This is a genomic window from Psychrobacter sp. PL19, from assembly GCF_017875835.1.
GTDB lineage: Bacteria > Pseudomonadota > Gammaproteobacteria > Pseudomonadales > Moraxellaceae > Psychrobacter.
In genome coordinates this window covers 2835310-2850764 of the sequence record NZ_JAGING010000001.1, presented here as the reverse complement: position 1 = coordinate 2850764, position 15455 = coordinate 2835310, and the positions used below count along the sequence as shown (strand labels likewise).

The window sequence follows — 15455 nt, the reverse complement described above, 5'->3', positions numbered from 1 at the left end:
ATTTTATTGGATAGTGTAAAAAAGCCCTGCTAATCAGCAGGGCTTTTTTACACTAAATTTCTGTTACTAGGTCTTCTATATTATATTGCTAAGCCTAACTTAGAGCTTATGCATTACCTTCAGCGTCTATTTGTGCTTGCTGTTGGCTTTGGGCATAGGCTTGGTCAAAGTTAACGGGCGCTAACAATAACTGCGGGAAGCTACCACGAGTGACGATGTCGCTAATCACTTCACGGGCATAAGGGAACAACACGTTAGGGCAGTAGGCACCTAAGATCTGACCGATTTGATCTTCTGGAATGTCTTTTAATAAGAAGATACCCGCTTGATGTACTTCTGCGATAAATGCGGCTTCTTCAGCATTTTTGGCAGTGACACTCACGGTCAAAATCACTTGATAATGGTCATCGTCTAGCTTATCTGCATTGCTTGATAAATTGATATCCAGCTCAGGATTCCACTCTTTGGTGAACACGTCAGCGCCAGGCACTTCAAGTGACATATCTTTTACATAAATGCGTTCTAGGGCCAGTTGTGGTTGTGCTTGTTCTTCAGCCATGATAACTCCTATAATAGTGGGTCAAATGTTCGGACAAAATAACAATATCATTCTAATCTTAATCATTCTAATCTTAATGGTCACTTAATCTTAATGCTTTGTTATTAATATCTTATCTACTGGTGATTGCTCACTCAGTCATTGCCCACCTAACTAGCGGAGGCAATGATCAATAGTAAGATAAATCAGCCAGTAAGGCAAATCAGTAAAGCCCGCCAGCAGATTAACCGGCTAGTAGCTCATCAAGCTTACCTTGTTGGTTAAACTGACTGAGCTCACTAAAACCACCGACGAAGGTATCACCAACGAAAATTTGTGGGACGGTACGATAGTTATTGGTCTTTTGCATTAGCGCCCGGCGCTCGTCGCTGCTCATGTCATGCATACCAATTTCTTCGTACTCAACGCCTTTAGATTTTAATAGTTGTTTGGCGTTTGAGCAGTAAGGGCAAATAGGGGTGGTGTAAACTTTAACAGATACAGTCATAGTAAATCCTTAATTTATAGTGTGTAACGCGATATTCATATTTTAGAAAATAGTGTTATAGAAAATAGTGCTATAGAAAACAGTATTATAAGATTCGATCTGGTCGGCTGCAATCAAGTTAATTACAAGCCTGTATTCGATTGCGCTCATTACCAAAGTGGGGATGGGAGGGCCAAATTCAAGCCAGCAGCCCTTAAACTTGCGAAAAGTAACACAAGCCAAAGATAAGAGACTCGCCACAAAAAAAGACACGCCATTAGGTCGTGTCTTTTTTAAATTAATCAGCCATAACACAAGCCAGTTATTTACGTAAGCTTGGTTTCGCTTTGCCTTTATTTTTGGTCTGGGCGTCCTTGATGCCAACCAAGGGCATACCGGCACCTTGCCAGCCACCGACCCCACCTTCTAGACGATAGATATTGTCTTTGCCAATCATCTGTACCGCCGCACCTGCTTGCACGCCCACATCGCAGATGATAATCACTGGCGACTCAATCGCACGCACTTCTTCTAGGCTTTCTTTCAGCTGGGTGAAAGGAATATTGCGACTGCCTTGGATATAGCCAGCCGTAAACTTCTTCTTAGGGCGAATATCGATAAGTTGCGCATTTTGGGAGTTGACCATCATGCCTAGTGTATTGGGCGACACTTTTTTGCCGCTACGTTTGTTTTCAATAGCAAAAAACAGTACGGCAAGTACTGCTAAAAGGCCAAATAAAAACGGGTGGTTGCCCACAAATCCAAGCGCACGATCCAAACCATACCTCCAAAAAATAAGCGTTCTATTGAGCTGCGAATACAGCCCAATGATACCGAACAAGGCGCTATTATACCGATTAGGTCCTCTATAGTAAACGTGCGATAACCACCGACTGTATTTGATCGCTGAGGCAAAAAGCTTATACCAGCGGTACCGTCGCGTTTTTAAGGTATTCTAACTCTTGGGCTAGTAGGGCTTAGTATCGGCCTCGATCCGCAAAGTGATGAGGTTTTCAACGCGGCGCTGTAGCACCTTGCCATCAGCAACCGCTTGCCATAACGCGCAGCCTTTACTGTTATGAGTGTGGCGGCAATCACGGAACTGACAGTCACCAGATAACGGGGCCAGCTCAATAAAGCCGGAGATAATATCATCAGGGGTCAAATGCCAAATACCGTACTCGCGAATGCCGGGGGTATCAACGATGCCACCTTGGGTCAGGTCATCCGGATTAAAGGGCAATAACCGGCTGGTAGTGGTGGTGTGTTGACCGAGCTGCGAGTTCTCCGAGATAATATTGACGCTTTGTGCAGACTCAGGCAGTAGCGCATTGATTAAGCTGCTTTTTCCGACTCCCGATTGACCGGCGAAAATGACTAACTTGTTATCGATATAACGTTTCAGTTCACTCAGACCTTGTTGGTCGTTACTATCAGCGACGTTTTCAGGACAATCAACAGAGGTCAGCACGCTTTCATAACCCAGCGCCGCATACTGGGTCAGTAATTCATTGGTATTGGCATCGTCATTTTCTGCTAATAAGTCTGCTTTGTTTAACACCAATAGCGGCTTGATACCGGCATGGTGGCAGACCACCAAATAACGATCGATTAAGCTTGGCGCAGCCGCGGGCAGCGGTGCAAAAACGATCGCTAGAATATCGACATTAGCCGCTACTGGCTTGAGCTTATGATAGCGGTCAGGACGCGATACTAGAGACGTACGCGGCTTTACCGACTCAATGCGGCCAAAGCCAGTATTAGAATCGGCATTCCAGCGTACTTGATCGCCGGCTGCGAGCATCGGTAGGTTGGTGCGCACATGACAGCGCCAAATATCTCCTAAGGCCAACGCTTGCCAAAATGGCTCAGGATCATCGGGTGCAATCTCAGGTTGCACCGCTATAAAAGCGGGCAAGCTGGTCACCTGTACTTCTAACTGCTTACCATAATGCGCCATGACTACGCCATCCATTAAGCTGTCGTCAATGCTGTCTTGATTGGACAGCTGTTGTTTATCGATGCGACGAATCTGCTGTTTGGTCAGTTTGCGTTGCCGGATTAATGCCATGGGTGGTGACCTATTATAAAAATATTGCTAAGTGTAGCGTGAAAATTTGCTAACATACAGCTTAAAGCGCACGCGCCTGACAGTGGTTTTGTAACGCTTTGGTCTTGATCAATGCTGAGACCTATGGCAGGCTACTTTTTAGACCATTGACTGTATTAAGACCGCATTAAAAGCCTAATGAATGCAACCTGGCTTGAAAAACGACTGATTAAGTTATCAATTATAGGACACCTTATGAGTACCAGTACCAGCGACCACCCCAACAAGATTAGAATTAAGAACCAAGGTAAAAAAGGGCTGGTATGGATTGATTTAGAAATGACCGGACTCGACACCCTGAACGATGAGATTATTGAGATTGCCACCGTGGTGACCGATGAAGATTTAAATGTCCTAGCCGAAGGGCCAGTGTTTGCGATCAAGGTATCCGACCGTAAGTTAAACGGTATGGATGACTGGAATACCAAGCAGCATGGTCAATCAGGTTTGGTTGATCGTGTACGGCGTAGTACCGTAACTCTGGCCGAAGCGGAAGCTGAAACCATCAAGTTTTTGAACAAATGGGTTGATAGCGGGAAGTCGCCGATGTGTGGTAATTCTATTTGCCAAGATCGCCGCTTTATGGCGCGGCAAATGCCAGAGTTAGAGAAGTTCTTTCATTATCGCAATCTTGATGTGTCTTCTATTAAAGAGCTGTGCTTCCGCTGGCGTCCCGATATCCTTAGAAACTTTGAAAAGGGTGGCAGTCATTTAGCACTAGATGATATTCGTGACTCTATCCGTGAGCTCAAGCATTATCGTCAACACTTCTTTAAATTAATGCCGCAGGATTAAAGCTGGTGTCAAGTTAGAAAGGCTATTGTAAAAAAAGGTCTGTTGAATATTCAACAGACCTTTTTTTTAAATTATGAGTTTTTAAATTATGAGTTTTTAAAGTCGCGGCCTTATCTGGACAAATATTTAAATTCAATCAAATTAAACTCAGCGCTAGGATCATTATGGTCTGCGTTTATGTCGGCGGTAATCGTACCGATAACCGCGCTAACTTTTGGCTGGCGTGTTTCTGTATCTGATAACCGCCAATCCCCTAGCACGTAGCGGCTTTTGCCGTCAGAGCTGCGATGAATCCTAGGGCGATGGGTGTGACCATGTAGCAGCGCGTCAAAGCTGTAAACGGCTCTATTTACTGACACTTCATTGACATCCATGATATAGGACGCTTTGGTGGTATTGTTCTGCTGGCTTTTATGGCGCATTTTATCAGCGATAGCCAAGCGTTTTTCTAGTGATTTATTGAGCAGATACCACTGGGTCAAGCGGTGGCGCATTATTTTGCGAAAAAATTGATATTTTTTATCATCGGTACATAGCGCGTCACCATGTTCTAAGCGGTAACTCTGCTCGCCAATGACTAGCTTATAAGGCTCATAGATGATCTGGCCACCGAATAGACTACAAAAGGGCTGACCTAATAAAAAATCACGATTGCCATGCATGACTAAGATTTCGCAACCGTCTATCCGTAGCTGTTTGAGTTTGGCAATCAGCGGCGTGAGCCAATGGGCCTGTTGTTCTGCTTTTGCTAAAGTCAAATAAGCGTCATCACCCAGCCACACTTCAAACCAATCGCCTAGAATAAACAAGCGTTTAAGGGCTGGCAGGGCCAGGCAATCATCAAGCAGCGCCAAAAAAGCCTGCACTAGGGCAGGCTCTTCAGGCGATAAATGCAAATCGCTAATGAGTACTTGCCGCACTTCATGAGGGCGGGTGGTAATCAGATGATTAAAATTTTGCATTTATCATAACCTTAAATGATGGCTGGTTATTTATTTAGAAAGTGCTTATTCAGAAACTACTTATTTAGAAACGATGGTCGCTGAGTTGATGATAACCGCTTCTTTTGGCACATCAGCATGCATACCGAAACGACCAGTAGGGACGCCGCGCATTTTTTCGATGACGTCCATACCGCTCGTGACTTTACCAAAGACGGTATAACCCCAACCTTGGGCATTTTTGCCAGTATGGTTTAAAAAGTCATTGTCTTTTACGTTGACAAAGAACTGGCTGGTTGCTGAGTGTGGATCCTGGGTACGCGCCATGGCTAGCGTGCCAGCGTTATTTTTCAGACCATTGTCTGCTTCGTTTTGAATAGGCGCATTGGTGCCTTTTTCATTCATCTCAGCATCCATACCGCCGCCTTGAATCATAAAGCCGTCGATGATGCGATGAAAGATGGTACCGTCATACTGACCAGATTTGACGTAGTTTAAAAAGTTTTCTACGGTTTTTGGCGCTTTTTCTTCGTTAAGTTCGATAACGATTGCACCCATAGTGGTGTCAAGTTCTACTACTGGCATATCTACCATACTGTATTCCTTTCTAATTGCAGTACCTAAAATGGCACTGTGGTGAGTTGTTGATAAAAAGTTAGGCTTAGTCTAACGGCTTTTTTGTCGCCTGTCATGTATCAGGCTGTTAATGCGTTTGAGAAACCTGATAGAATAACGCAACCTTATAAATTATTAATATAGTTAATAGCAAATAAAATAGATACGCTATAGCCAGTTCAAAATAAAATAGGTACATTTATGTCAGCGTGCTGCTGGTATAAATTTTTCTCGCTTGCTGTTCGCAAGCGTGACAGAGGCTGCGAAAAATTCATAACAGTAGCACTGTATCTTTTTTAAATTGGTTTAACTATGTGTGCATGTACTGCAAAAATTTATCCCAGCCACACTGTACCCGTTGTAAAGTAAACCGACTGTATCTTTGTCATAACTTTTATTTTCTTTATGACTTTTGAATTTTTCTATGATGCGTGATGGCACGCACTATAACCTGATTAATTTGCGTTAGGAGCAATGCCCCATGAGTGAGCACTCGAGCAATACTGAACAAAAAGTGGAACCAAAAAACGACTTTATTCGTAATATAATTCGTGAGGACATTAAGGCACAAAAATACAACCAGATTGTCACTCGTTTTCCACCTGAGCCCAATGGTTATTTGCACCTTGGCCACGTGAAGTCTATCTGCTTAAACTTTGGCGTTGCCGAAGAGTTTGATGGTATTTGTCATTTGCGTTATGACGACACCAATCCAACGGCTGAGAAACAGGACTACATCGATAATATCAAAAAAGATTTGCATTGGCTGGGCTTTGAGTGGGCAGGCGAGGCGTTACATGCGTCTAGCTATTTTGACCAACTACATGCGTGGGCGGTACAATTAATTGAGCAGGGCGAGGCCTATGTAGACTTGCAAACGCCTGAGCAAATCAAAGACCATCGTGGTTCATATAAGGAAGCCGGCAAGCCATCGCCGCAGCGTGATGCCAGTGTTGCCGATAACTTGCAATTGTTTGCTGATATGAAAAATGCTAAATACGCGGAAGGTAAAGCGGTTTTGCGTGCCAAGATTGACATGTCTGATGCCAATATGAACATGCGCGACCCGATTATTTATCGGGTCATGCATCAAGAGCATCATCAGACCGGCGATAAATGGTGCATCTATCCAATGTATGATTTTGCCCATCCGTTATCAGATGCCATTGAAAATATTACCCATTCATTGTGTACCTTAGAGTTTGAAGATCATCGCCCGTTTTATGATTGGATCGTCAATAAAATCGGCTTTGAGCAGCCACCGCATCAGTATGAATTTTCCCGCTTGAACGTGGACCATACCTTGACCAGTAAGCGTAAGCTCAAGCAATTGGTCGATGAAGGTATCGTCGATGGTTGGGATGACCCGCGTATGCCCACGGTTGCTGGCATGCGCCGCCGTGGTTATACCCCTGCAGGCTTGCGCGACTTTTGTAATCGGGTCGGTATCGCTAAATCGGACGGCGTGGTTGATATGCGTCTGCTAGAGTTTAGTATTCGTCAGTCATTAGATGACACTACTGCCCGCGGTATGGCCGTACTAAAACCGTTAAAAGTGACCATTACTAACTTCGCAGAAGCGGTTAGTAGTTGGGAGTCGCAAAAAGCGGACAGTGTCAATGCACGCTGGGACGATCAGTCAAAAACCCTGTGGTTAACGCAGCCTAATCATCCGAACGTCGCCGATATGGGCGAGCGTGAAATTCCCTTTACTGAGACGCTTTATATTGACCAAGGTGACTACGAAATTGAGCCACCAGCGGGTTACAAACGTTTGTCACCCGAAAAGACTGAAATTCGTCTGCGCAATACTTATATATTGGCAGTGAGCGAGCATATTACTGATGAAAACGGCCAGGTTATTGAGCTAAAAGCGACCATAGATCCGACTACCCTAGGTAACAATCCTGAAGGTCGCAAGGTCAAGGGTGTGATTCATTGGGTATCGGCCAGTCAAGGCGTGCCCGCTACTGTACGTTTATATCAGTCGCTGTTTAGTGTCGAAGACCCGGGTAGCGTGAGCGATGTTCATGGCGCGCTAAACCCCAATTCCTTGACTGAGCTTAACGCAGTGGTTGAGCCGTCATTGGTCAATGCCGATGCTGGCACACGCTTTCAGTTTGAGCGTGAAGGCTACTTTATTAGCGATGCTCTCGAGCATAGCAATGAGAAGCCGGTATTTAACCAAATCGTGAGCTTACGTGACAGCTATAAACCAGCTTAATTGACACAGCTTAGAGTTATGAGTTATGAGTTAAGAGTTAAGACTTAAGACTTAACAAATTAAGATCTGACAATAGTGGTTTGCAAGCACGCCCATTTCTAGTAGGCTAGAGGTGGGCTTTTTTATGGAAAACGCTAAGCGCCTTAATAGCTATAGTTAAAATAGCTATCGTTAAAATAGCTTAAAAACGTGACGGTACTGCTGGTATAAGTTTTTTGCAGCCTCTGTCTGCGTAGGCACAGCAAGCAAGAAAAAATTATACCAGCAGTGCGTTATATATCGATATTACTTTTCATTGACTATATCTAGGTCTTACTGAAAGTAGTCAGCCTCATATAGCAGTATTGCAGGTGTTATAATGGCATTACAATCCATCACAAGACATTGGTAACCAGTTTGTTAAGATGGAATGAGCTTCCAAGGACGCGGCTTTAGTTATTAGTTAAGTTATTAGTTAAGTTAGTCATTAATAGCTGAACCCGCGATGATAATAATATAGCGCAATGGCACACTTCGACATTAGCGTCGGCATGAGCGCTCAAAACTACTCATAAATAAGGAATTAAGCATGGCACATTTACGTTTGGGTGATGACGCACCAAATTTTGACGCGAGCACAACAGAAGGCGATATCAATTTTTATGATTGGGCGGGCGATGGCTGGGTCGTTTTTTTCTCACATCCTGCTGACTATACGCCAGTATGTACTACTGAGCTGGGCCGTACCGCCGCATTGGGCGGTGAGTTTCAAAAGCGCAATACCAAGTCAATCGCACTATCAGTTGACGGCTTAGAAGATCATAAAGGCTGGGTTAGTGATATTGAAGAAACTCAGGGCACTGCCGTGAACTTCCCTATTATTGCTGATCCGGATCGCAAAGTGGCAAACCTATATGACATGATCCATCCGAATGCTGATAATACTGCTACGGTTAGAAGCGTATTCATTATCGACCCTAAGAAAAAAGTGCGTTTGACGCTGACTTATCCTGCCAGCTGTGGTCGTAACTTTGATGAAATCGTACGTGTGATTGACGCCATGCAACTGTCTGATAAATACAACGTCGCGACCCCGGTTGATTGGAAAGAAGGCGATGACGTCATCATTCCACCCAGTGTCAAAAATGAAGACATTGCAGCCAATTATCCCAAAGGTCATACAGAGATTAAGCCTTATTTACGGACGACGCCTGCACCAAACAAGTAAGCTCGATAACGTACAGCACAAAAAAGCAGTATCACGACTAATATTTAAAAGCCTCACAATTTAAGGTTGTGGGGCTTTTTGCTATTTGTCTGACATATTTACCTAACAAGAGTCGATAAGGTTTTGCTATGATAGCAAGGTCAGATAAAAGCGCTGAATCACTACTTTATTAATCTTACTTTATTAACCTTACAGGGAGTTTGCCATGAAAAAGTTATATCTAACCCGCACTGCACCTAATCCACGCAAAGCTATTATTTTATTGGCCTCAAAAGGCATCGATATTGACAATATGGATGATATCGATGTGATAGATATCGACTTTGGTGCTGAGGAACAGCTCTCAGAAGCCTTCACAAAAATTAATCCTATGCAAACGGTACCCGTACTAACGCTAGATGACGGTACCGTACTTAATGACTCACAGGCTATCTGTGAATATCTGGATCGCGTCTATGGTGAGCGTTCGGTTATGGGCAATGATGTGATACAGCGTGCACAAGTCTGTGCCATGCGCCGTATTGCTGAGCTTGAAGTGTTGTATAATCTTATGCTGGCCTTTCAGCACGGCCACCCCTCCAAAGCTCAGCGCGTCGATCAGGTAGCAGATTTCGTAGCGTCGTCTATCGCGCGCGCGGTTAAAGCCTTGGCTTATTTTGAAGCAGCTTTGCAAGATCGTGAGTACTTGGTAAATGATCAGCTAAGCTTTGCTGATATTGTGTTATATCTGAGCTTAGATTTTGGTAAGTTATTAAAAGTAAATCCTGTTAAGCAGGGTGACAATCTGGCACGTTTTTATCGTATGATGCATGAGCGCTTTAGCAACCAAAAAATGGCCAAAGCCGTATCTAAAACGGTTGATTAGAAGCAGTGCAAGTGGTTGTAAAATATTTAAGCTGGGCTCGATATAAGAATGTGGATAGTTGCAACTATAAGCAATTATCCATATTTTTTTATAGACATTTAGAAAATTCAAAAGTAGCTATCGTTAAAATACCTTAAAAACGCGACGGTACTGCTGGTATCAGCTTTTTGCCGCCTCTGTCTGCCTAGGCACAGCAAGCAAGAAAAACGTATGCCAGCAGTAGGTTATGTATCGATATTACTTTTCATTGACTATATTACAAATAACGTGTCAGAAATATGGGCAATGAAACTCAACACTTCATTACAAGGTATATAGACATCAAGGCTATAGTGGTCGGGTGATTCCGTGTTTTTGACCGGCGCGATATCATTAACCTAATTTAGAAACAGCACAGTGCTACCTTGCTACAACTGACCCTCTTTTATGTTGAACCGACTATGTGTCAAATAATAGACCAAAAATAATAGACCAAAAATAATAGACCAAAAATAATAGACCAAATAGGCACCCTAGTTCGTTCCCAAACTAGCTAGTTCTCAAACCAGTACCCCAGCCAGTTCCTAAATTAGTACCCAGTCAATACCCAATTAATAACCAATTAATAACCACCACTTTAAAAGTGAATGGGTTATTAAAGGTGAGTATTTTAGAAATAGCGACTATCACCAATAGATGCTCTAAAAAAGTACTCTAATAGATAAGTAATACGATAGGTGTAATTATGACCCCGACTTTGAAATTAGCCTTATTACCAAGTTTGCTAGCGGCCAGCTTGGTTTTGAGCGCTTGTAACGATGCCTCAACGACTACTGGAGCAGAGGCAGAAGGAAACAGTGCCAATGACCCTGCCAATGAGGTGGTACTCTCTGCTATGGCTGCTGAAGCCACATCTGCCACTGATAACATCACTGCCGAGCAAAAAATGATTGATAATTTGGCCCATTATCGTTGGACATTGGCCACTGCTACCGATAGTGATGCTCAGCCGTTAACCTCACTACTGGCTATTAAAGACCAAGTCATCCTGACTTTTGGTGAGTATCAAGGTCAAGATACGGTGAGCTACAGCGTCGGCTGTAATACGATGGGCGCCGCCTACCAGCTCCAAGGCCAGACGATAACGACTGAAGACAGTATGAGTACAAAAATGCTATGCGATGACTTAAATGTGGCCGAAAACCGCTTAAATACATTGATGCAGGGTGAAAGCCAGTTAAGTCTAGCTGAGGGTGAACCACTCATGCTCACCCAGGTTACTAGCGATTCTGCGACCCTAGTTTGGCAAGGAAAAATGACTTCTCAAGCAAAATATCACAGTAAAGGTGAGACCTTATTTTGGGCTGTGAATTCTGAGACCAAACCTTGTACAGATAATAGTGCAGCGATGTGTCTGCAAGTTAGGTCTGTTACTTACAATGAGCAAGGCGTGAAGATCAGTGAAGGCAAGTGGGCTAATTTTGTAGGGGATATTGATGGTTATCAGCCTGACGGAAAGCATGATGACGTATTGCGTTTACAGCGTTATAAGCTGAATACAAACGATAGGTCAGATAAGGATGCGTTGGGCGAAGAATATGCCTACGTGTTAGACACGGTTATAGAAAGTGCCGTCGCCAAATAAGCTAGGGTCAATAGTGCCAGTCACATAAATAATGCGACATAAATTAGTAGCCGCTCAACTAAAAACCACGCGTCGCTCTTTATAAAGAACGCCAGATTGTTAACGTAAGTTGCCTAAATCTTCTTCCGTTAAGCGCCAGCGGCCCTTTTTCTTAGAGGCGCCGCGACCGCGCGCACCGCTGTTGAGCAGGAGCTTATTCATAGAGTGGCTGGAGTGTGCATGACAGATGGCGCAAGCCAGTCCGTCGGCGGCATCCTGTTGTGGCACTACATCTAGCGACAGTATGCGACAAACCATCTCTTGCACTTGCTCTTTAGCGGCGGCGCCATAACCACAAACCGCTTGTTTAATCTGCCGCGCGGTATATTCTGATACTTCTAAATCCAAGGCCACCATAGCAGCAATGGCCGCGCCACGCGCTTGCCCGAGTTTGAGCGCAGAGTCGGGGTTTTCTGCCATAAATACTTGTTCGATAGCCGCATAAATAGGCTCTTCAGCGTACTTTAGGTGATGCTGAGTAATGCGAGTCAAACCATTAAAGATGCGCTTCAGACGCTCAGGCATCTCTTTGGTGTCAGTGCGAATAGTACCGGCATCAATATACGTCAGCTTATCGCCAGTTTGCTGGACGATACCATAGCCGGTCATACGTGAACCCGGATCAATTCCAATAATAATTGCCATAACACTCCATTTTAGTATTGCGGGTTACTTCTATATAATTTTTTAGCTTAAAAAACCGCCGTAAGTTTGATAGTATAGGGCGTAAGTTTGATAGCATAAGCTGCAAGTTTGATAGTATAGCAAGCCATCCCCATATACATGACAAGATCAATATTTTAATTTGCATAGTGCTTAATTTTTTCAGTTTTAATTTTATAGGACGACATTTTATGGGTCAGATAGTTGGTATTGCCATTGTTTGGTTTATTATCGAGATGCTGCTGTGGTACTTAATTGCCCAGTTTGTTAGTGGCTGGCTGGTGTTTGTTTGGTTTATCATTGCCGCTGTCATTGGTGTCTCTTTTATTCGCAAAGGTTTGGCTACTCTCAATCCCATGGCGCAGCAAATGAAAGCGGGTGGCATGATGAACTCGTCGTCGCGCCCACCAGAGACCACCATGATTAAGAGTGTCGCTATGGCTGCCGCGGGTATTTTATTGCTTATTCCAGGCGTCGTCAGTGATCTGCTAGCATTATTAGTGATATTACCACCTGTGCAAAAGAAGCTAAAAGATGTGGCCAATAAATATGTCATGAACAATCAGCAAAAAATGATGGAAATGATGGCCAAGCAGATGGGTGGCCAAATGGGCGGCCAAATGGGTGGCCAAAATCCATTTGGCGGCGCTGGTGGTATGGGTGGTCAGAATCCATTCGGCGGTTCAGGCGGCATGGGTGGTCAAAACCCGTTTGATAAGCAGCAACAAAATTCTTTTGGTAATGTTTTCAAACAGCATACCACCGTTGATGGCACAGCCAAAAATATCCCGAAAGATGTCAAGAAGATTACTAAATCCGCTAATGACGAGTAGTTGATCGGTCGTTAGACAGTAGCGATTATATTATGAAGTTTTTTGTAAAAGCGGATCAGTAAAGACAATTCAGTGACTCTCGGAATTTACGAATAGTCGAGTAATGAAGATCATTGATCTGCCCCTCTTAAACTAGGATTTAAGCCAAAACAAAATCTGCCATACTAAAAAGCCCTCTTTGTTATGACAAAGAGGGCTTTTTAGTATTTATTGATTTGCAGTGCCAATTTGCAGTGCTAACTGGGCTTACTGGTTAGTCGTATTACTCTTACAGCATTTTTGCTAAGTGGCTTTTGGGAGACAACCAGTGGTGGATAACAGGACATCTAACCAGATAAAAGCAACCAAATAATAAGTAATAGCAACTGAATATAACAACCGGAGTGCCGCTGTAAAATGGCGACCCATGAACCGTGAAGTTCAGGGCGGATACGTCATTGCCTCGGCAGGTTTCCTGAGACACCGCGGACGGTGCAGGTATACACAATGAAGCAATAGGTAGCGCATCCAGGTATAGCATTATCGGCTCAGGGAAATAACATTCACTAGCCAACACTCCAGAATAGCTCTATCTTAACCAATGAAATAGCCGATTGCAAGTCTGTTTTATAGATTGGTCGGTTGCGTTAATAATCGTTTTAGCTGTCCTAATAATTGGCTGTTTTAAATTTTATTCCAGAAGAAACGGGGTCAATAACTTCTGAAATAATACCTAAAAATGTCGAGTTTTAGGCAATTTTGAGATTTGTGGTAGTATAGAGGGCTTTAAACATCCTAATACAACATTATAAGCGTTCATCCACTTGAGGAGCGGTAATCTATGACCAGTATGCAGCAACAATCAGAGTCTATTGAAGACAGTCAGGGCAATAATAAGAAAATACCGCATGTCTTAATGATCTTAGATGGCTTTGGGCATCGTGAAGATGAGAAAGACAATGCCGTCGCTGCCGCTAATATGCCAAATTTAGATAAAATTTACCAACAATATCCTCATGGACTAATATCAGCGTCAGGGCAAGATGTTGGTTTGCCAGAAGGGCAGTTTGGTAACTCGGAAGTTGGGCATATGAACCTAGGGGCAGGCCGAGTCCTTTACCAAGATTCAACTCGGATCTCAAGCGAGGTCGCTGATCGTGAGTTTTATAAAAACGAAGCGTTAGTTGGCGCCGTGACCGCCGCTAATGAGCGGGGCGGCAATGTGCATATCATGGGTCTATTGTCTGATGGCGGCGTCCATTCGCACCAAGATCATATTGAAGCCATGTGTCATTCCGCGTTAGTGCATGGCGCAAAAAAAGTTTTTGTTCATTGCTTTTTAGATGGCCGCGATACCCCGCCCAAGTCTGCTGACAGATATATCAATCGTTTACGTGAGTATCTTAATAAACTCAATGCCCACTATGACGGTCGGGTACAAATTGCCAGTATCATCGGCCGTTACTATGCGATGGATCGGGATAACCGCTGGGACCGAGTGCAAAAAGCTTATGAGTTAATTACCGAAGGTAAAGCCGATCGCTTGGCAACCCGTGCAGACGGAGCGGTACAAGCCGCTTATAAAGCGCGCGAGACCGACGAGTTTATCAGCCCTACTGTCGTTATTGGACGTGACGAAACGCCGTTTACCGTTGATGATAATGATGCGTTAATCTTTATGAATTTCCGTGCTGACCGAGCCCGCGAGTTGGCACAAGCATTTGTATTGCCAGACCATGAGTTTTCAGGCTTTGCCCGTCACAAACGTCCGAAGCTTGCCGCCTTTGTCATGCTGACCCGATATTCAGACGTGTTAGCGGACAATGCCAAGACTAGTATTGCTTATTATCCAGCACCATTAACCAATACGCTGGGCGAATTTTTGCAGGACAAAGGCAAAACCCAGCTGCGTATCGCTGAGACTGAAAAGTACGCTCACGTGACCTTCTTTTTTAGTGGTGGTCGTGAAGCAGAATATGAGGGAGAGGCGCGTATCTTAATACCGTCCCCTGATGTGGCGACTTATGACTTGCAGCCCGAAATGAGTGCTCATGAGGTTACTGATAAGCTAGTAGCAGCGATTGAATCAGGCAAATATGACGTATTGATCGTGAATTATGCCAATGGCGACATGGTTGGGCATACGGGTATTTTTGATGCCGCTGTACAAGCTGTAGAAGTGTTAGATACCTGCGTAGGTCGTATTGAGTCCGCTGTACGCGCGGCGGATGGCAATATGATAATTACCGCTGATCATGGCAACTGTGAGCAAATGCAAGATTACGATAGCGGGCAAGTACATACCCAGCATACCACCGAGCATGTGCCCTTGATTTATATCGGAGAGCAAAAGGTGAAGGTACGTAGTGGCGGTAAGCTTAGCGATGTGGCCCCTACCATTTTGGCACTTATGAGTATTGAGCCACCTACTGAGATGACTGGAGAAAATTTACTGATTCCAGCATTATAACCATAAGATTGACAAAGGAATGACAAAGGAATGACAAAGGAATGACAAAGGAATGACAGTTTTTC

Annotated in this window: 14 protein-coding genes and 1 other RNA gene; 7 read left to right on the top strand and 8 right to left on the bottom strand. The window is 44.0% G+C overall.

The window, feature by feature from the left end; translation table 11 throughout:
- Nucleotides 1–106: 106 nt before the first annotated feature.
- From secB to rsgA, 4 genes are all read right to left on the bottom strand, one after another.
- Complete coding sequence (secB, locus tag H4W00_RS11260) at nt 107–559, bottom strand: protein-export chaperone SecB (protein ID WP_209958281.1); 453 nt, start codon at nt 557–559, stop codon at nt 107–109.
- 223 nt (nt 560–782) lie between these two features.
- Nucleotides 783–1046 carry a glutaredoxin 3 gene (gene grxC, locus H4W00_RS11255; RefSeq protein WP_209958278.1) on the bottom strand — a complete coding sequence of 88 codons (264 nt, stop codon included), beginning with the start codon at nt 1044–1046 and terminating at the stop codon, nt 783–785.
- Nucleotides 1047–1347: 301 nt separating this feature from the next.
- Nucleotides 1348–1803 (bottom strand): rhodanese-like domain-containing protein, encoded by a 456-nt coding sequence (locus tag H4W00_RS11250; protein ID WP_209958276.1) that lies wholly within the window; start codon nt 1801–1803, stop codon nt 1348–1350.
- 189 nt (nt 1804–1992) lie between these two features.
- Nucleotides 1993–3096 carry a ribosome small subunit-dependent GTPase A gene (gene rsgA, locus H4W00_RS11245; protein WP_209958273.1) on the bottom strand — a complete coding sequence of 368 codons (1104 nt, stop codon included), beginning with the start codon at nt 3094–3096 and terminating at the stop codon, nt 1993–1995.
- 234 nt (nt 3097–3330) lie between these two features.
- On the opposite strand from rsgA, the gene orn reads away from it, so the two are divergent.
- Nucleotides 3331–3930 carry an oligoribonuclease gene (gene orn, locus H4W00_RS11240; protein WP_209958272.1) on the top strand — a complete coding sequence of 200 codons (600 nt, stop codon included), beginning with the start codon at nt 3331–3333 and terminating at the stop codon, nt 3928–3930.
- Nucleotides 3931–4040: 110 nt separating this feature from the next.
- Here orn and H4W00_RS11235 read toward each other — a convergent pair whose 3' ends face one another.
- Together H4W00_RS11235 and H4W00_RS11230 are read right to left on the bottom strand one after the other, a co-directional pair.
- Complete coding sequence (locus tag H4W00_RS11235) at nt 4041–4892, bottom strand: UDP-2,3-diacylglucosamine diphosphatase (RefSeq protein ID WP_209958269.1); 852 nt, start codon at nt 4890–4892, stop codon at nt 4041–4043.
- Between the two features lie 60 nt (nt 4893–4952).
- The gene (locus tag H4W00_RS11230; RefSeq protein WP_327193090.1) at nt 4953–5465 is read right to left on the bottom strand and encodes a peptidylprolyl isomerase; all 513 of its coding nucleotides are present in this window, start codon (nt 5463–5465) and stop codon (nt 4953–4955) included.
- Nucleotides 5466–5967: 502 nt separating this feature from the next.
- On the opposite strand from H4W00_RS11230, the gene H4W00_RS11225 reads away from it, so the two are divergent.
- The 4 genes from H4W00_RS11225 (at nt 5968) to H4W00_RS11210 (ending at nt 11406) form a co-directional block, all read left to right on the top strand.
- Nucleotides 5968–7710, top strand: coding sequence for a glutamine--tRNA ligase/YqeY domain fusion protein (locus H4W00_RS11225; protein WP_209958267.1), 1743 nt, complete (start codon nt 5968–5970; stop codon nt 7708–7710).
- A gap of 568 nt (nt 7711–8278) precedes the next feature.
- The gene (locus tag H4W00_RS11220) at nt 8279–8917 is read left to right on the top strand and encodes a peroxiredoxin (RefSeq protein WP_209958264.1); all 639 of its coding nucleotides are present in this window, start codon (nt 8279–8281) and stop codon (nt 8915–8917) included.
- A 205-nt stretch (nt 8918–9122) separates the two neighbouring features.
- Nucleotides 9123–9782 carry a glutathione S-transferase family protein gene (locus H4W00_RS11215; RefSeq protein ID WP_209958262.1) on the top strand — a complete coding sequence of 220 codons (660 nt, stop codon included), beginning with the start codon at nt 9123–9125 and terminating at the stop codon, nt 9780–9782.
- Between the two features lie 724 nt (nt 9783–10506).
- Nucleotides 10507–11406 carry an META domain-containing protein gene (locus H4W00_RS11210; RefSeq protein ID WP_209958259.1) on the top strand — a complete coding sequence of 300 codons (900 nt, stop codon included), beginning with the start codon at nt 10507–10509 and terminating at the stop codon, nt 11404–11406.
- Between the two features lie 99 nt (nt 11407–11505).
- On the opposite strand, the gene ruvC is transcribed toward H4W00_RS11210, so the two are convergent.
- Entirely contained in the window at nt 11506–12090 is a 585-nt protein-coding gene (gene ruvC, locus H4W00_RS11205) for a crossover junction endodeoxyribonuclease RuvC (RefSeq protein ID WP_209958257.1), read from the bottom strand.
- A 209-nt stretch (nt 12091–12299) separates the two neighbouring features.
- On the opposite strand from ruvC, the gene H4W00_RS11200 reads away from it, so the two are divergent.
- Nucleotides 12300–12941, top strand: coding sequence for an FxsA family protein (locus tag H4W00_RS11200; protein ID WP_209958254.1), 642 nt, complete (start codon nt 12300–12302; stop codon nt 12939–12941).
- A 371-nt stretch (nt 12942–13312) separates the two neighbouring features.
- Here the strand turns inward: H4W00_RS11200 and ssrS are convergent.
- Nucleotides 13313–13508, bottom strand: a non-coding RNA gene (gene ssrS / locus H4W00_RS11195) — 6S RNA.
- Between the two features lie 253 nt (nt 13509–13761).
- Here ssrS and gpmI point away from each other — a divergent pair.
- Entirely contained in the window at nt 13762–15390 is a 1629-nt protein-coding gene (gene gpmI, locus H4W00_RS11190; RefSeq protein ID WP_209958252.1) for a 2,3-bisphosphoglycerate-independent phosphoglycerate mutase, read from the top strand.
- The last annotated feature ends 65 nt before the right edge of the window (nt 15391–15455 follow it).